This is a genomic window from Anaeromyxobacter dehalogenans 2CP-1 (assembly GCF_000022145.1).
In the GTDB taxonomy this organism is placed as follows: Bacteria; Myxococcota; Myxococcia; order Myxococcales; family Anaeromyxobacteraceae; genus Anaeromyxobacter; species Anaeromyxobacter dehalogenans.
The window spans coordinates 634,281-649,537 of sequence record NC_011891.1 but is presented as its reverse complement, the minus strand read 5'-3'; the positions used below and the strand labels follow the sequence as shown (position 1 = coordinate 649,537).

General features: G+C 77.3%; 17 protein-coding genes. 8 read left to right on the top strand and 9 right to left on the bottom strand.

The annotated features are described in order from the left end of the window. Nucleotides 1-9 precede the first annotated feature (9 nt). Nucleotides 10-603 (bottom strand): arsinothricin resistance N-acetyltransferase ArsN1 family B, encoded by a 594-nt coding sequence (locus A2CP1_RS02840; protein ID WP_012631976.1) that lies wholly within the window; start codon nucleotides 601-603, stop codon nucleotides 10-12. 114 nt (nucleotides 604-717) lie between these two features. Here A2CP1_RS02840 and A2CP1_RS02835 point away from each other — a divergent pair, with 114 nt between their 5' ends. Next, nucleotides 718-1,695: a LysR family transcriptional regulator gene (locus A2CP1_RS02835; protein ID WP_012631975.1), complete on the top strand. Its 978-nt coding sequence runs from the start codon at nucleotides 718-720 to the stop codon at nucleotides 1,693-1,695. 125 nt (nucleotides 1,696-1,820) lie between these two features. On the opposite strand, the gene A2CP1_RS02830 is transcribed toward A2CP1_RS02835, so the two are convergent. After that, nucleotides 1,821-2,477 (bottom strand): alpha/beta hydrolase, encoded by a 657-nt coding sequence (locus tag A2CP1_RS02830; RefSeq protein ID WP_012631973.1) that lies wholly within the window; start codon nucleotides 2,475-2,477, stop codon nucleotides 1,821-1,823. 117 nt (nucleotides 2,478-2,594) lie between these two features. Here A2CP1_RS02830 and A2CP1_RS02825 point away from each other — a divergent pair, with 117 nt between their 5' ends. From A2CP1_RS02825 to A2CP1_RS02815, 3 genes are read left to right on the top strand one after another with little or no spacing between them, the layout of a single operon-like run. After that, entirely contained in the window at nucleotides 2,595-3,176 is a 582-nt protein-coding gene (locus A2CP1_RS02825) for a biotin transporter BioY (RefSeq protein WP_012631972.1), read from the top strand. After that, nucleotides 3,173-3,901 carry an energy-coupling factor ABC transporter ATP-binding protein gene (locus A2CP1_RS02820; RefSeq protein WP_012631971.1) on the top strand — a complete coding sequence of 243 codons (729 nt, stop codon included), beginning with the start codon at nucleotides 3,173-3,175 and terminating at the stop codon, nucleotides 3,899-3,901. Before A2CP1_RS02825 ends, A2CP1_RS02820 begins: the two co-directional genes overlap by 4 nt. Beyond that, a complete protein-coding gene (locus tag A2CP1_RS02815) occupies nucleotides 3,892-4,635 on the top strand; it encodes a hypothetical protein (RefSeq protein WP_012631970.1) in 744 nt (247 codons plus the stop codon). Before A2CP1_RS02820 ends, A2CP1_RS02815 begins: the two co-directional genes overlap by 10 nt. Before the next feature lie 6 nt (nucleotides 4,636-4,641). Here the strand turns inward: A2CP1_RS02815 and A2CP1_RS02810 are convergent, their stop codons facing one another. Together A2CP1_RS02810 and A2CP1_RS02805 are read right to left on the bottom strand one after the other, a co-directional pair. Next, nucleotides 4,642-5,355, bottom strand: a complete 714-nt coding sequence (locus A2CP1_RS02810; RefSeq protein ID WP_012631969.1) for a sensor histidine kinase — start codon at nucleotides 5,353-5,355, stop codon at nucleotides 4,642-4,644. 139 nt (nucleotides 5,356-5,494) lie between these two features. After that, nucleotides 5,495-6,121, bottom strand: a complete 627-nt coding sequence (locus A2CP1_RS02805; RefSeq protein WP_012631968.1) for an OmpW/AlkL family protein — start codon at nucleotides 6,119-6,121, stop codon at nucleotides 5,495-5,497. 258 nt (nucleotides 6,122-6,379) lie between these two features. Between A2CP1_RS02805 and A2CP1_RS02800 the strand changes: the two genes are divergently transcribed. Then, nucleotides 6,380-7,465 (top strand): acyl-CoA thioesterase, encoded by a 1,086-nt coding sequence (locus A2CP1_RS02800; RefSeq protein WP_012631967.1) that lies wholly within the window; start codon nucleotides 6,380-6,382, stop codon nucleotides 7,463-7,465. Here A2CP1_RS02800 and A2CP1_RS02795 read toward each other — a convergent pair. Beyond that, nucleotides 7,462-8,658, bottom strand: coding sequence for a pyridoxal phosphate-dependent aminotransferase (locus tag A2CP1_RS02795; RefSeq protein WP_012631966.1), 1,197 nt, complete (start codon nucleotides 8,656-8,658; stop codon nucleotides 7,462-7,464). The genes A2CP1_RS02800 and A2CP1_RS02795 overlap by 4 nt on opposite strands. 82 nt (nucleotides 8,659-8,740) lie before the next feature. Then, nucleotides 8,741-9,685 (bottom strand): DUF5996 family protein, encoded by a 945-nt coding sequence (locus A2CP1_RS02790; RefSeq protein ID WP_012631965.1) that lies wholly within the window; start codon nucleotides 9,683-9,685, stop codon nucleotides 8,741-8,743. A gap of 162 nt (nucleotides 9,686-9,847) precedes the next feature. On the opposite strand from A2CP1_RS02790, the gene A2CP1_RS02785 reads away from it, so the two are divergent. The 3 genes from A2CP1_RS02785 to A2CP1_RS02775 all read left to right on the top strand — a co-directional run bounded on the left by A2CP1_RS02785 (nucleotide 9,848) and on the right by A2CP1_RS02775 (nucleotide 12,881). Next, nucleotides 9,848-11,665 carry a patatin-like phospholipase domain-containing protein gene (locus A2CP1_RS02785; protein WP_012631964.1) on the top strand — a complete coding sequence of 606 codons (1,818 nt, stop codon included), beginning with the start codon at nucleotides 9,848-9,850 and terminating at the stop codon, nucleotides 11,663-11,665. Nucleotides 11,666-11,734: 69 nt separating this feature from the next. Further along, complete coding sequence (locus tag A2CP1_RS02780) at nucleotides 11,735-12,334, top strand: phosphatase PAP2 family protein (RefSeq protein ID WP_012631963.1); 600 nt, start codon at nucleotides 11,735-11,737, stop codon at nucleotides 12,332-12,334. 82 nt (nucleotides 12,335-12,416) lie between these two features. Then, nucleotides 12,417-12,881 carry a VOC family protein gene (locus A2CP1_RS02775; RefSeq protein ID WP_012631962.1) on the top strand — a complete coding sequence of 155 codons (465 nt, stop codon included), beginning with the start codon at nucleotides 12,417-12,419 and terminating at the stop codon, nucleotides 12,879-12,881. 4 nt (nucleotides 12,882-12,885) lie between these two features. Here the strand turns inward: A2CP1_RS02775 and A2CP1_RS02770 are convergent, their stop codons facing one another. The 3 genes from A2CP1_RS02770 to A2CP1_RS02760 all read right to left on the bottom strand — a co-directional run bounded on the left by A2CP1_RS02770 (nucleotide 12,886) and on the right by A2CP1_RS02760 (nucleotide 15,236). Continuing rightward, the gene (locus A2CP1_RS02770) at nucleotides 12,886-13,590 is read right to left on the bottom strand and encodes an aspartate/glutamate racemase family protein (protein WP_012631961.1); all 705 of its coding nucleotides are present in this window, start codon (nucleotides 13,588-13,590) and stop codon (nucleotides 12,886-12,888) included. Nucleotides 13,591-13,637: 47 nt separating this feature from the next. Further along, nucleotides 13,638-14,243, bottom strand: coding sequence for a LysE family transporter (locus tag A2CP1_RS02765; protein ID WP_012631960.1), 606 nt, complete (start codon nucleotides 14,241-14,243; stop codon nucleotides 13,638-13,640). 78 nt (nucleotides 14,244-14,321) lie between these two features. After that, nucleotides 14,322-15,236, bottom strand: a complete 915-nt coding sequence (locus A2CP1_RS02760; RefSeq protein ID WP_012631959.1) for a LysR substrate-binding domain-containing protein — start codon at nucleotides 15,234-15,236, stop codon at nucleotides 14,322-14,324. Nucleotides 15,237-15,257: the final 21 nt, after the last annotated feature.

The window sequence follows — 15,257 nt, the reverse complement described above, 5'->3', positions numbered from 1 at the left end:
GCGCGGCGGCTACCGCGCGAGCAGCACCTGGCCGGCGGCGAGGGCGCGATCCCACGCCGGCGAGCGCCGGAGCGCATCCACCGCGAGGATCGGCCCCGGGGCGCGGGTGCGCTCGCGCAGCTCGAGCTGCCAGTAGCCGACGTCGTGCCACGCGCCCATCTTCCAGCCGACGCGCGGGTACACGCCGATGGGCCGGAAGCCGAGCGCCTCGTGCAGCCCCACGCTCCCGGCGTTCGGCAGCGTGATCCCGGCGTGGGCGGCGTGGAACCCCTGCGCGCGGAGCAGCTCGAGCAGCGCGGTGTAGAGCGCGCGCCCGAGGCCGCCGCGGCGGCGGCCGTCGCGCACGTACACCGTCACGTCCACGCTCCAGCGGTAGGCAGCGCGATCGTGGTGGCGCGAGGCGTAGACGTACCCGTCCACCCGGCCGTCCTCCTCGCACACCAGCCACGGCGCCAGCTCGAGCACCGCCGCCATCCGGCGCGCCATCTCCCCGGGACCGGGCGGCTCCAGCTCGAACGAGATGGGCGTGCCCGCCACCACCGCGCCGTAGATCTCCGCGACGTCCCCGGCGTCGTCGAGCGTGGCCATCCGGATCTGCCTCATGGCGTCCTCCGCGGGGCGGTGCGGCCCCGGACCCGCTCAACATAGCGCCGGCACTCGATTGACACACCCGATGCGCCATATAGTTCGCATCGACGTCCTCGATGGAGGCTCGGCATGGACCGGGAGCAGCTCGCGGCGTTCGACCAGGTGGCGCGGGAGGCGAGCTTCACCCGCGCAGCCATCGCGCTCGGCCTCGGGCAGCCCGCGGTCAGCGCGCGCATCCGGGCGCTGGAGGACCAGGTCGGGGGCGCGCTCTTCACGCGCGGCCGGCGGGTGTCGCTCACCGCGCTCGGCGAGAGCCTGCTGCCGTACGCGCGGCGCGCGCTCGAGGTCCTCTCCGAGGGGCTGGAGGCGGCGCGGCTGGCGCAGATCGGGCAGCGCGGCCGCGTGCGGCTCGGCACGCTCGGCTCGGTCGCGGGCGGGCTGGTGGGGCCGGCGCTGGGCGCGTTCGTCCGCGGCCACCCGGAGGTCGAGTGCCTGGTGCGGGCCGGCGACCACGAGCGGATCGTGGCGCTGCTGCTCGACGGGCTGGTCGATCTCGGGATCGTGACCTGGCCGTGCCCCGAGCCGGTCGCCGCCGAGCTGCAGGACGTGCTGCGGTTCCACGAGCCGGTGCTGCTGGTGGCGCGCCCCGGCCACCCCGTGACGGCGCGCCCGGACCTCACCGAGGGTGAGCTGGTCCGCCTGGGCCGGCCCATGTTCCGGCTGCGCTGGTGGCAGGCGCCCCACCCGCTCCTCACCCGCCTCGCCGAGCAGGCCGGCACGCCGGTGGAGATCCCCATGGAGACGGCGCGCGCGCTGGCGCTGGAGGGTGCAGGGGTCGGGTTCTTCGTGCGGACCTACGTCGCGGAGGACCTGGCGCGCGGCACGCTGGTGGAGGTCGCGGTGCGCGACCTCCCGCCCGTGTTCCGCGACACCGCGCTGGTGCGGCGCCGGCGCGGCGGCCCGCTCTCGCCGGCCGCGGCCGCGCTGGTGGAGCTGCTGCGCCGGCAGGCGGCGGCGCTCGGGGTGCTGGCGGGTGGGCGCGGCCCGGTCAGCGCGCGGCGCCGTTCCCGGGGGGCTGCTCCGATCCGCCGCCGGGACCGAAGGTGAGCTGGTACGCGAGGTAGGCCTGCGCGGCGCGGGAGCCGAGCGCGCGGCCCGCCGAGACGAGCACGTGGTGCAGCTCGCCCGGTCGCCAGGGCGGTGATGGAGCCGCGCAGGTGCACGGCGCGAGCCTATCCCAGGCGCGCCGAGAGCCAGCGCGCCGCCTCGCCCAGCGTCTCGGCGGTGACCTCGTGCGCGCCGTCGAGCTCGCGGTGGACGAGGCGCGGGCCGAGCGCGGGGGCGAGCAGGTCGCGGATGGCGCGGCCGTGCTCCGGCGGCAGCACCGGGTCGGCGCGCCCGTGCAGCACCAGCACCTCCAGGCCGGCCAGCTCGCCCGCGGGCGCGGGCTGGCCCGGGAGCGGGCGGCCGGAGTGGAGCACCGCGCCGCGCACCAGGTCCGGGCGCGCCAGGGCCGCCGCGAGCGACATGGCCGCGCCCTGGCTGAAGCCGAACAGGAACGTTCGCGCGGGGTCGGTGCCGAGCGCGGCCGGCGCGCCCGCCAGGAACGCCACCAGGGTGTCGACGCTGGCGGCCGCCTGCGCCGCGTCGTGGCGCGGCGGTGACGTCCGCCAGTCGATGGCGTACCAGGCGAAGCCCATGGGCTCGGCCTCGTGCGGCGCGCGGAGCGACACGACGAGGAAGCGCGGATCGAGGTGGGCGGCGAGCGGCAGCAGGTCGCGCTCGTCGGCGCCGATGCCGTGCAGCAGCACCAGCAGCGGCGGGTGCGCGGACGGGACGCGCGGCGGGCGCACCACGTGGACGAGCGGCAGCGCGGGTCGGGAGGTCATGGCCGGCGACGGTTCTAACCCGCCGCCTGGCGGCGCGCCTCGCCCGTGCGCGCCCTTGCGCCCACGCGCCGGAGGTGGTTCCTTGGCGCGCCGCACCCGCGGCCACGCAGGCCAGCCATGCCCGCCCCGAACGCCGACCCCGCCCCTCCGCGCCCCGCCCCGTCTCCCCCGCTCGCCCGCGTGCACCGGCTGGTCTGGACGGCGCTCCTCGCGGCCTGCATCGCGGTGGGCGCCTGGATCCAGGTCCCCATCGGCGCCGTCCCCATCACGCTCCAGCCGCTGTTCGCGTTCCTGGCCGGCTACCTGCTCGGCCCGGCGCGCGGCGCGGCGGCGGTGGCGCTCTACGTTGCGGCGGGCGTGCTCGGTCTGCCGGTGTTCGCCGGCGGCGCCGCCGGGCTGGGGGTGGTGCTCGGGCCGACCGGCGGCTACCTGCTCGGCTTCGTGGTCGCGGCGGCGCTCACCGGCCTCGTCCCGCGGCGCGGCCCCATCGGCTGGGCCGCCGGGCTCGCGGCCGGCGCGGCGGCGCTCGCGGCCGCCTACCTCGTCGGCGCGGCCTGGCTGGCGGCCGTGCTCCACCTCGGCGCACGCCAGGCGATCGTGGCCGGCGTGGTCCCGTTCCTGCCGTTCGACGTGGTGAAGGTGGTGGTGGCGCTGTGGGTGGCCCGCCGGCTGCGCGCGCAGGGGCTCGCGCCGGCATGATCCGCGCGGACGGGCTCGGCTACGCGTTCGGCGCGGGCGGAGCGGCGCTCGAGGCGATCGGCTTCGCGCTGCCGCGCGGCGCGCTCTGCGCGGTGGTGGGCGCGAACGGCTCCGGCAAGTCCACGCTGCTCGCGCTCCTCGCCGGCCTGTTCACGCCCAGCGCCGGCACGCTCGCGGTGGGCGGCGACGCCTCGCCCGGCGCGGAGGAGGCCATCCGCCGGCGCGCCGCGCTGGTGCTGCAGGATCCGGATCAGCAGATCATCGGCGCGACGGTGGAGGAGGACCTGCTGCTCGGCCTCCGGCCCGGCGACGCCACCGCGCGCGGCGCGGCCCGGGCGCTCGCGGCCCGGCTCGGCCTGGCGGACCTGGCCGCGCCGGTCCACGCGCTCTCGCTCGGCACGCGCCGGAAGCTCTGCATCGCGACCGCGCTCCGCGACGCGCCGGAGGTGCTGCTGCTCGACGAGCCGTTCGCCGGCCTCGACTACCCGGCCATCCGCGAGGTGCGCGCGGTGCTCGCCGCGAACCGGGCCGCGGGCGTCACCCAGGTCGTGGCCGCGCACGACCTCGAGGCGCTGGCGGATCTCGCCGATCGCTGGCTGGTGCTGGAGCGCGGGCGGCTGGTGGCCGACGGCGCGGCAGAGGCGGTGTTCCCGCTGCTGCGGCGGCACGGGGTCCGGCCGCCGGGCGCGTGGCTCTCCGCGCACGGGCTCGACCCATGGGCGTGACCGGAGCGCCGTCCTGGCCCGCCGCGCGACGGGCGCGCGGTCCGCTCGGCGAGGTGGACGGCCGGGTGGTGCTGCTCCTCGCCTTGCTGTTCGGCGTGCTGGTGTGGCGCGCCGGCGCCGCGGCCAACGCGCTCTACGCGGCCGGCTTCGCGGCGGCGCTGGCGGCGTCCGGCGCGACCGCGCGCGAGGCGCGCCGCCTGGCGCGGTGGGCGGGCGGGTTCGCGCTCCTGTGGGGCGGCGTGAAGCTCGCGCTCGACCTCGCCGGCGGCGTCCCGCCCCCGGCCGCGCTCGCCACCGCCGGGCTCCTCTGCCTGCGGCTCGCGGCGCTGCTCCTGCTCGGCGCCGCGGTGAGCGCGCTCGTCACCCCGCGCGCGCTGGGGCTCGCGCTCGCCACGCTGACGCGGCCGGTGCTGCGCGATCGCGCCTGGACCGCCTCGCTCGCGCTCCTGCTCATGGTGCACTTCGTCCCGCGCGCGCTGGCCGCGTTCGAGGCGGCGCGCGCCGCCCTGCGGGCGCGCCGGGTCCGCCTGTCGAGGACCCGCACGCTGGCGCTGGTGGTGGAGGCCGGCACACGGAACCTCGCCCGCATGACCTGGGATCAGACGCTGGCGGTGGCCGCGCGGCGGCTCGACAGCCCGGAGGCGTGGGCCGGTGCGCCCCCGCCCCGCGCCCGCGACTGGTGCGCCGGCGCCGCCGTGGCGGTCCTCGCAGCCGCGGCGGCCGCGCTGCTCTGAAGCGCCTCAGGCGGCCCGGGCGCGCCGGGGCAGCGTGGCCCGGACCACCGTGCCCTTCCCGGGCTCGCTCTCGTAGCGGAGCGAGCCGCCGTGCATCGCGATCACCGACCGCACGTGCGCGACGCCCAGCCCGTTCCCCCCGGACCGGGTGCTGAAGAACGGCGTGCCCAGCCGCTCGAGCGCGTCGGCCGTGATGCCGCTCCCCGTGTCGCGCACCACCAGCTCGGCGCCCTCCGCCGACGACAGCACCTCCACCGCGACCTCCCCGCCCGGCGGGGTGGCCTCGATCCCGTTCGCGACCAGGTTGACGAGCGCCTCCTCGAGCCGCCGCGGATCGGCCTCGACCGTCGCGTCGCCGCGCGCCACCAGGCGCACCCGCGCCTCGCTCGCGCGCGCCGAGAGCCCCTGCAGCACGCCGGTGACGAGCGGGCCGACCTCGACCTGCGCCGGGGCGAGCTCCGCCATCCCGCGCGCCGAGGCGAGGTAGTCGCGCAGGATCCGCTCCATCCGCTCGACGGCCCGCGCCACCTGCTCCAGCCGCTCGTGCGACGCGGCCTCTCGCGGGTTGGCCAGCCCGAGCTGCACCAGCGCCTTCACCGCCGTGAGCGGGTTCTTCAGCTCGTGCGCGAGCGTCGCGCCGTCGAGGCGCTCGCCGCGGGATGCGGCCCCGTCCGCGCCGCCCGCCGCCGCTGGCTCGCCCGGTTCCCTCGCGTCCCTCATGGCTGCGACCTCCTCCCCGTCGCCCGCGGTCGCGGACGACGGGGAGATACCAGCGGGCGCGCGCCGGCTGAACGCGCAGGTTGGCGCAGGGCCCGCGCAAGAACGCGCACGTCACGCGCGCGGCCGGGTCGCCTCCCGTCTAGAACCGGTAACCGACCCCGCCGCCGATCAGCCACGGATCGACGCGGACCTCGCTCACCTTCGTCCCGCCCGCCTTCACGTCGGACCGGATCGTGACGTACTTCACGTCCGCGTTGACGTACCAGCGGCCGGTCACCCGCACGTCCAGGCCCGCCTGGGCCGCGAGCCCGAAGCTGTAGTCCTCCAGCTCGAGCTTGCCCACGCCGGGCACGCTCAGGCTCGTGTCGGTGACGAGCGTGAGGTTCACGCCGGCGCCGAGGTACGGCTTCACCCGGCCGAGCGGCAGGTGGCCCTGCACGGTGAGCGTCGGGGGCAGGTGGCTGAACGTGCCGATCTTCGTGCCCGACAGCTTCACGTCGTGCTCCTGCGGGTAGGTCAGGATGAGCTCGGCCGCGAGGTAGCGGTTGAAGAACCAGGAGAGATCGACCTCCGGGATGACCTTGTCACTCACGGTGATCGCGTCCTTCGGGACGCCGAGCGCGGGGATCGCGTCGGACCGGTCGGCCGGGCGCAGGGAGAGCGCGCGCAGCCGGACCATCAGGCCCGACTCCGGGGTGGGCTCCTGCGCCTTCGCCACCGGCGCCATCGCGACCGCGAGCGCCATCACGAGCAGCATCCGCTTCATCGGGCTCTCCTTGGAGGCCGGGCGCGCCCGGCCGTCACGTTGTGTGCGCGGCCTGCTCTGCAACCGGGGCGCCGCCGCGGAGGTGCGCAGCGCGACGGGCGTCCCGCCCGGTGGCGCGGCGCCGGTGGGGCGGGCTTGCCGCCCGCGCGGTGGGATCGTCTTGCGCGTTCGCGGCGCGCGTGCGGCGGCGCGCCGCGGAGCGCGAGGCTAAGAACATCGAGTCCGTCGCCGCCAGGGGACGGACCGGACCGGAGATCGATGACGCCCGCCCAGACCGATCGCACGCTGACCTTGCCGCTCTCCCGCGACCTCGCGCTGCGCCGGCGCTTCATGGTGGTGGACGAGCCGCTGCAGGGGAACCTGCGCTTCGGCCTGCTGCTCGAGGCGCTCGACAAGCTCGCCGAGGAGGCCGCGCTCGACTACGCGCGCAGCGCGCACCCGCAGGCGCGGGTGGTCACCGCCGCGGTCGACAACATCCTCGTGCGCCACCCGCCCGACGTGGAGCGCGATCTCGAGCTGTCCGCGCGCGTGAACCACGTGGGCCGGACGTCGATGGAGGTGGGCATCCGGGTCACGCAGCCCGGCGACCCGCCGCTCCACGTGGCGTCCTGCTACTTCACCATGGTGGCCCGGCTCGGCGAGGGCGACGAGGCGCGCAGCGTGCCGCTGCCGCCGCTCGAGTACCCCGACGAGCGGGCGCGCCACCGGGAGCGGCGGGCGCTGGAGCGGCGCGACGAGTACCGGCGCCACCTGGCCGCGTCGGACGAGCCGCCCGACCGCGCGGAGTTCGAGCTGCTCCGCGGGCTCCACCGCGCGCAGGACGTGCCCGGCTTCACGGGGCTGCTCGCGGCCGAGCTCGCGACCGACGCCTGGGAGCGGATGTTCCCGGAGCAGGAGAACGTGCCGCGGAAGATCTTCGGCGGCTACGTGATGCGGCGCGCCTACGAGCTGTCCTCGATCTGCGCCGAGCACGCGGCGCCGGAGCGGCCGGTGCTCGCCGCCGTGAACCGGGTGAACTTCTTCCATCCGGTGCGCCTCGGGGACACGCTCCACTTCTCCTGCCGCGTGGTGCACACCGCCGGCAGCTTCGTGTCGGTCGAGGCCAGCATCGAGCGGCGCAGCCGCGACCGGACCGTGCGCGCGCTCTCCAACTCGTGCCTGTTCACGTTCGTGAACGTGGACCGGGAGATGCGCCCGCGCGACGCCCTCGCGGTCTACCCGACCACGTTCGCCGAGGACGCGCGGCTGCTCGCGGCGCGCCGGCAGCACGCGGCGCTGCTCCGGCACGCGCACCGCGGCTGGATCTCCGAGGGCTGGACCTCGGAGGCGCCCGCCGGGGACTAGCCGCCGCGCGCCTTCCGGGCAGCCCGCGCGAAGCCCGGGGCCGCGCGACGGATCACCTGCTCGTCCACGCAGAAGGTGAGGCGCATGTACCCGGGCATCCCGAAGCCGCGCCCGGGCACGGCCAGGATGTTCTCCTCGAGCAGGAGCCGCACGAACGCCTGGTCGTCGCCGCCCGGCACCTCGGGGAAGAAGTAGAACGCGCCCTCGGGCAGGTGGAACGGGATCCCGGCCCCGGTGAGCGCCTCGGCCATGGCCCGGCGGCGGCGGTCGTAGACGCCCACGTCCACGCTCTCGTCCACCAGCGCCTCCACCAGCCGCTGCCCCACCACCGGCGCGTTCACGAAGCCGAGCGTGCGGTTCGTGAGCGTGAGCGCGTCCACCAGCACCTGCGCGTCGGGCATGGCGGGGTTCACCAGCAGGTAACCCACGCGCTCGCCGGCGAGCGACAGGCTCTTCGAGAACGAGCCCACCACCAGCGAGAACGGGGTGAGCGGGAGGATCGCCGGCACCGCCGCGCCGCCGTAGGCGAGCCGGCGGTACGGCTCGTCGGAGACGAGGAACACCGGCCGCTCGCGCCCCTGGTTGACGCGCGAGAGCAGCGCCCCGAGCGCCTGCATCGTGGCGGCGTCGTAGATGCGGCCGGTCGGGTTGTTGGGCGAGTTGACCAGCACGACGCGCGTGCGCGGGCCGATGGCCGCCTCGAGCGCGGCGAGGTCGGGCGTGAAGTCCGGGACGATCGACGGCACCGCCCGGAGCACGCCGCCGAAGTGGCCGGCGTAGGCGCCGTACTCCACGAAGTACGGCGCGAAGCAGAGCACCTCGTCGCCCGGCTCCAGCACCGCGCGGAAGAACGTGACCAGCCCGCCGGCGGCGCCGCAGGTGAGCACCAGGTGGCGCGCCTCGACCGGCGCCTGCTGCTCGGCCGCGAGCCGGCGCGCCAGCGCGGCGCGCACCGAGGGCAGCCCGGCGTTCGGGCAGTAGCCGAGCCCCATGGGCGCGGTGACCTTCCCGGCGAGGTCGCGCAGCGCGGCGGCGGCCGCGGCCGGCGGCGGGACGTCCGGGTTGCCCAGGCTGAAGTCGAACACCTGGTCCGCGCCGATGCGCTGCTTCAGCTCCAGGCCGGCGTCGAACATGCGCCGGATCCAGGAGGCGCCCTCCATCTCGCTGCGGATCTGCCGGGTGACCACGTCCATGTTCGCCTCCGTGCCGGGCCGTCCGTTCTACACCATCCGGCGGCCGGGCGAGGCGGGGCGGCGCAGGCGCGGCGAGGGGCGGTCACGGGCCGGGCGCGGCGGCGCCGGCGGTGCGCTCCAGCGCGGCGCGATCCCAGCCGCCCAGGCTCGCGCCGGCGCGGTAGGCCGCCTCGCAGAACGCCCGGATCTCGGCCGCCGGATCCGGCGCGGCGCGGGCCGCCGCGTAGGGGAGCAGGAACTCGCCCAGGCGCGCGTCGTAGCGCGCGCCCGCGACGCCCAGGTCCGCGTCGCGGAAGCCCGCCGGCTCCGGCGCCGCGTAGGCGTAGAGCACCGGCTCCTCCACGCGGACCCCGGAGGCGGCGGGGCCGCCCGGCCAGAAGCCGAACGAGATCACCTCGTGCGAGTACGCCTCGCGCGTCACCGCGTCCGCGCCCGGCCGCTCGGGCGCGCGCCGCCCGGAGAAGCGCGTCGCCGCGAGGTCGAAGCTTCCCCAGAAGAAGTGCACCGGGCTCTGCTTGCCGAGGAACCCGTCGCAGAGCGACTCCAGCGCGGCCGCGCAGCGCCGGAGCACCCGCCAGAAGCGGTTCGCAGCCTCGGCGTCGTACGGCCGCGGCGCGTCGTCCCGGTCGAACGGGATCGGATCCGGCACCTCGCACGGCACCGTCGAGAGGCGGGCCCGGACGCCGAGCGCGTCGAGCAGCGCCCGGTACTCGTCGTGGAACGCGTGCACCGAGCGCGGCCCGAGCGGGATGGCGGCGGTGCGCCGCTCGGTCCGCATCGCCAGCACGTGGTCCACGAGATCGAGCTCGAGGTCCAGCCACCCGTCGGGCGTGGCGATCGGGACCGGGCTGGCCAGGCCGCGGGCGGAGACGCGCAGCGCGGTGTGCCACCAGTGGTTCCACGGCGGGGCGAGCGCCAGCAGCGTCTTACCCATGATCTGGGTCCACATGTGCAGCGCGTGGCGGGTGCCGTCCCACGGGGCGAGCGGCAGGTCGGGCCAGGCGGCCGCGGCGGAAACTCGGGTCATCGGAGCGCCTCCGGCCCCGCACATGTGCGCGGGCGCGGCGGCGCGCCGGGCTCGCGCGGGGCGGCGCCCGCGGACGGCGGACCCGCGCCTCGCGGTCGCCCGCTCGACAAGCCCCTCACGGATGGCAAAGTGGCCTCGCCGGACCAGCCGCGAGGGCACCGCATGCAGACCGGAACGACCGAGGCCCAGGGGCTCCTGGAGTGCGACCTGGTGATGAAGGGCGGCATCACCAGCGGCGTCGTGTACCCGCTCGCGCTGGTGGAGCTGGCGCGCCGGTACCGCTTCCGCTCGGTGGGCGGCTCGTCCGCAGGCGCCATCGCGGCCGCCGCGGCGGTGGCGGCCGAGTACGGCCGCCAGACCGGCGCGACCGCGGACGGCGCCGGCTTCGCCGGCCTGGCGGCGCTCCCGGCCAGCCTGGGCGAGCGGCTCCCGGACGGCCGCTCCCGGCTCGTCTCGCTGTTCCAGCCGTCGCGCCGCACCCGGCCCGTGCTGGAGGCGCTGCTCGGCGCCGCGCGCGGCCGGAGCGCGGCCGGCAAGGTGGCGCGCGCGCTCGCGCCGCTCGTCCTCGCGGCGCCCGGGTGCTGGGTGGCGCTCGCCGGGCTCCTGCTCGCCGGCGCGGTGGGCGCGCTCGCGGCGCGGCAGGAGGGCGCCGCCGCCGCGATGGCGCTGGCGCTCTCGGCCGCCGCGGTGCTGGTGCTGGCCGCGCTCGGCGCGGTGGCGGCGTCGGCCGCGTCGGCGCTCGGCGCCATCGCCGGCAACGGCCTGGGCGTGTGCAGCGGCTTCGCGCCGCCCGGCGGAGACCGGCCGCCGCCGCTCACCCCGTGGCTGCACGGGCTCATCCAGCGGCTGGCGGGCACGCGCGAGGTGCTCACGCTCGGCGACCTCGAGCGCCACGGCCTGCGCCTCGAGGTCACCACCACCAGCGTCACGCACCAGCGCCCGTTCCGCCTGCCGCTCCACCCCGACGACCCGGTGTTCTTCTTCCGCGAGATGGAGTTCCGGGCGCTGTTCCCGGCCGAGGTGGTCGACCGGCTGGTGGAGGCCGGGCGCGCCGAGGAGGCGGAGCGCCGGGCGCGCACCGACGGCCGGCGCGTGCGGCTCCCCGCCCACGATCCGTCGATGGTGCTGTTCCCTCGCGGGCCCGGCCTGCCGGTGGTGGTGCTCGCGCGCATGAGCCTCAGCTTCCCGCTGCTCCTCGGGGCGGTGCCGCTGTACGGCGTGGACTGGACGCGCAAGCGGAACCAGCGGCGGCGCGCCGCGCCGGAGCTGGAGCGGGCCTGGTTCTCCGACGGCGGGATCTGCTCGAACATCCCCATCCACTTCTTCGACGCCGCCCTGCCCACCCGCCCCACGTTCGCGATCGACCTGCGCGAGCAGCACCCCGATCACCCGCTCGGCGCCTGGCTCCCCGCGAACAACGCCTCGGGCATCGCGCAGCGCTGGCACCGCCTGGGCGAGGGGCGCGCCGCGCCGCTCCGGTTCCTGGCCGCGGTGGTGACCACCATGCAGACCTGGGTGGACGAGATGCAGCTCGCCGCGCCGGGCTACCGCGACCGCATCGTGCACGTGTCGCACGCCGCGGACGAGGGCGGGCTGAACCTCGAGATGCCGCCGGAGGTGATCGAGCGGCTCGCCGCGCGCGGCGCCGCCGCCGGCGAGCGGCTGCGCGACCGGTTCCGCTGGGAGGACCACCGCTGGATCCGCTTCCGCTCGCTGCTCGACGTGATGCAGCGCTACGTCGCGCCGACCTGGACCGCGCACGCGCCCGGCACGGCCGGGCGGGCCGCGCTGCTCGAGCTGCTCGAGGCGCACCGGGGCCGGCGCGGCAGCTACCCGGTGACCGGGCCGCAGGCGGACTGCGCGCGCGCGGCGCTGGAGGGCGTGGACCGGCTGGTGGAGGCGACCGCGGCAACGGGCGGCGACCTGACCGAGCGGGCCCCCCGACCGGCCCCGGAGCTGCGGGCGCGCCCGCGCGTGTAGCGGCCCGCCCCCGAGCCGCGCGAAACAGGGTAAGAGGAGGGCCGCAGGCCCACGCTCCCCGGGGACCCCGTGCTCGCAGCGATCACCCACGACCTCCACACCGCCGGCGAGGCCTGGCTGTTCCGCGCGCTCAACGCCGACGGCGGCCCCATCCTCGACGGCCTCATGGTGGTGCTGTCGTCGAAGCCCTTCGGCGCGGCGTGGGCGATCCTGCTGGCGGTGCTCATCGCGCGCGCGGTCCGCGGCCCGGCGCGGCTGCGCCTGGTGGCAGCGCTCGGCGCCGCCATCGCCATGAGCGACGGCCTCGGCTCGCAGCTCCTCCGGCCGCTGCTCGCGCGCCGCCGCCCGTGCTACGCGCTGCCGCCCGGCACCTTCCGCTGGCTGGCGCCCGCCGCCGACGTGGGCTCGCTGCCGAGCCTGCACGCGGCGAACTTCTTCGCCATGGCCACGGTGGCCGCCGCCGCCGGCCCGCGCCTCGGGCTCGCCGCGCTCGGCGTGGCGGTGCTGGTGGCGCTGAGCCGGGTCTACGTGGGCGTGCACTGGCCCACCGACGTGCTCGCCGGGGCGGCCTGGGGGGTGGTGTGCGGGATGGTGGCGCGCCTGCTCGCGACCCGGCTCTGGGCCGCGCGGCAGCGCCGCCGGGCGGCGCCGCCGCCGCCCGTACCCTGAACGGCCGTTCACCCACCCGGGGCCTCGATCCCGGCGGTGCCGCGTGACACTCCTCGTGCGAACCCGAGCCGAGGAGCACCCGATGCCCGCCGTGAAGCACATCCCCGATGGCTACCAGGCCCTCACGCCGTACCTCGTCATGAAGGACGCCGCCCGCGCCATCGACTTCTACGCGAAGGTCTTCGGCGCGGTCGAGCTCATGCGCATGCCCGGGCCGGAGGGGCGCGTCGGCCATGCCGAGCTGAAGATCGGCGACGCGCGCCTCATGCTGGCGGACGAGCACCCGGAGATGGGCGCGCTCGGCCCCAAGTCCATCGGCGGCACGGCGGTCGGCCTCGTCGTGTACGTGCCCGACGCGGACGCCACCGTGGCCCGCGCGGTCGCCGCGGGCGCCACCGTGAAGGGCGCCGTGGAGGACAAGTTCTACGGCGACCGGATGGGCTCGATCGTGGATCCGTTCGGCCACCTCTGGCACGTCGGCACGCACAAGGAGGACGTCTCGCCGGAGGAGATGCAGCGGCGCATGGCGGCGCTGCCGCCCATGTGAGCCGTCACTGCGCCCGCGCTCCGGACGCCGCGAGCATCCGGAGCGCCAGGCGCAGGTGGCTGTCGATCGGATCGAGGAGCGGGACCTCGGTCCCCATGAGGTCCATGAGATCGGTGCAGGCGACGACCAGCGCGTCGAGCGGCTCCCGCCTGGCCATGCGGCCCACGATCGCGGCGAGCTCGCCCTTCATCGTCGGCGTCTTCTCGCCGCGCGCGAGCGGCCCGAAGATGAGCGCGTCCAGGTAGTCGGTCCCGGCCTCGTCCGGGACCACCACCCGCACGCCGGCCGCCTCGAGCGCGTCGCGGAAGAACGGCTCGGAAACGGTGAAGCGCGTGCCGACGAGCCCGACCACGCGGTGGCCGGCGGCGCGCACGTCCTCGCAGGTCGCGCCCACCAGGTCGGCGATGGGCAGGGGCGAGCGAGGCCGGAGCGCCGGCAGGAACCGGTGCGGCGTCACCGCCGCGAAGAGCGCCAGGGTGGCGCCGGCGCGCTCGAGCCGCCGGAGCGAGCCCAGCAACAGCTCCAGCGCCTCCGGGTCCGCTCCCGCGCGGAGCAGCCCCGAGAACCGGTCGATCCAGACGTGGTCCACGACGATGCCCGGCCGGCCCAGGTCGAGGGGCAGCCCGGCGAGCAGGGCGGTGAGCTTCCGGTAGTAGTGGACGGTCCCCTCGGGACCGAGCCCGCCCACGATTCCGACGATCGGCTGCATGCGATGGAACCTCGTGCTGGGGTGTAAGAGGCGGAGGCTGCTCTCGCTCAGGCGCCCGCGAGCAGCAGGGCGGCCGAGGCGGCGAGCAGCGCGCCCATGGCGCGGTCGATCCGGCGCCGCCAGCGCGGCACGCGCATGGCGCGCTCCAGCGCCGACCCGAGCACCGCCCAGGTGAGGAGCCCGGCGAGCGACAGCGCGGTGAACAGCGGCACGAGCCGGAGGAACGCCGCGCCCGCGCCGCCGCCGCCGCAGGCCGACGCCGCGGTGAGCACCATGGCCCAGGCCTTCGGGTTCGTGAACTGGAACAGGAACACCGCCGCCGGCCGCTGCGGCAGCGCGCCGCCGGCCGCGCCGCCCTCGGCCGGTCCGCGCCGGAAGCTCTCCACCACGAGCGCCACGCCGCCCCACGCCAGGTAGACCGCGCCGCCCGCCTGCAGCACGCGCCCCAGCGCCGGGGCCGCCGCGAGCAGCGCGCCTCCGCCCGCGGCCGCGAGCCCGAGCAGGGCGACGAGCCCGAGCAGGACCGCCGCGATGGCCGGGGCGGCGCCCCGGAGCCCGGCCGCGGCGGCCCGGTGCATCACCACGAAGTTGCTCGGCCCGGGGGTGAACACCCCGACGGCCACCAGCCCTGCGGTCGCGATCCACGTCTCCATGCCGGCGCCCTCCATGCCGGGGATCTGCGGCGCGGGCCGGTCGGACGGGCGCGAGGTTCGGTCTCGGGACGAGACCGTTCAGGCCGGGAGCGGCCCGCAGGCGCGGGCCTCCTGCTCCAGCCAGGCCACCACCCCCGCGGTGGCGGCGCGGCCGCGCGCGTGCGGCGGGAGCACCAGCCAGTAGGCGGGGCCGAGCGCCACCGACCGCTCGAAGGGCCGGACCAGCAGGCCGGCCGCCAGGTCGTCCGCGGCGAGCCGGTGCCGCGCCAGCGCCACCCCCTGCCCCTGCGCCGCGGCGCGGAGCACGAGGTCGGTCGAGGCGAGGCGCGGGCCGCGCCGGACGTCCAGCGAGGCGGGCCCATGGGCGCGTCGCCACAGCTCCCAGGTCGCGCCCGGATCGCGGTCGTGCAGGAGCCGCAGCCGCGCCAGCGCCGGCGGCCGGCGCGGCGAGCCCGCCGCGCGCCAGGCGGCCGGGCTCATCACCGGGTACAGCACCTCGTCGAGCAGCGGCTGGCAGTCCAGGTCGCGCCAGGGGCCGCGCCCCAGCCGGATCGCGAGGTCCACCTCCCCGGCGCCCGCGGTCCCGAGGTCCACCGGCCGCGGGTCCACCAGCACCGAGACCTCCAGGTCCGGGTGGCGCGCCTCCAGCGCCGGGAGCCGCGGCAGGAGCCAGCGGCTCGCGAACGAGGCGGTGGTCGAGATCACCACCGAGCGCTCCGAGCGCGCCTCCCGCACCGCGGCAGCGGCCCGCTCCAGCTCGCGGAGCGCGGCGAGCGCCGCCTGGCCGAGCGCCTCGCCCTGCGGCGTGAACGAGAGCCCGGCCCGCCCGCCGGGGCCGCGGGTAAGCGGGGTGCCGGCCCAGGCCTCCAGCTCGGCCATGTGCCGGCTCAGCGACGAGTGGGCCACGCCGAGCTCGCGCGCGGCGGGGCGCACGCCGCGGTGCGCGAACACGAGCGCGAAGGCGCGGAGCGCGTTCAGGGGGAGGTCCTTCACGGTCGGGAGGATAGACCGAAG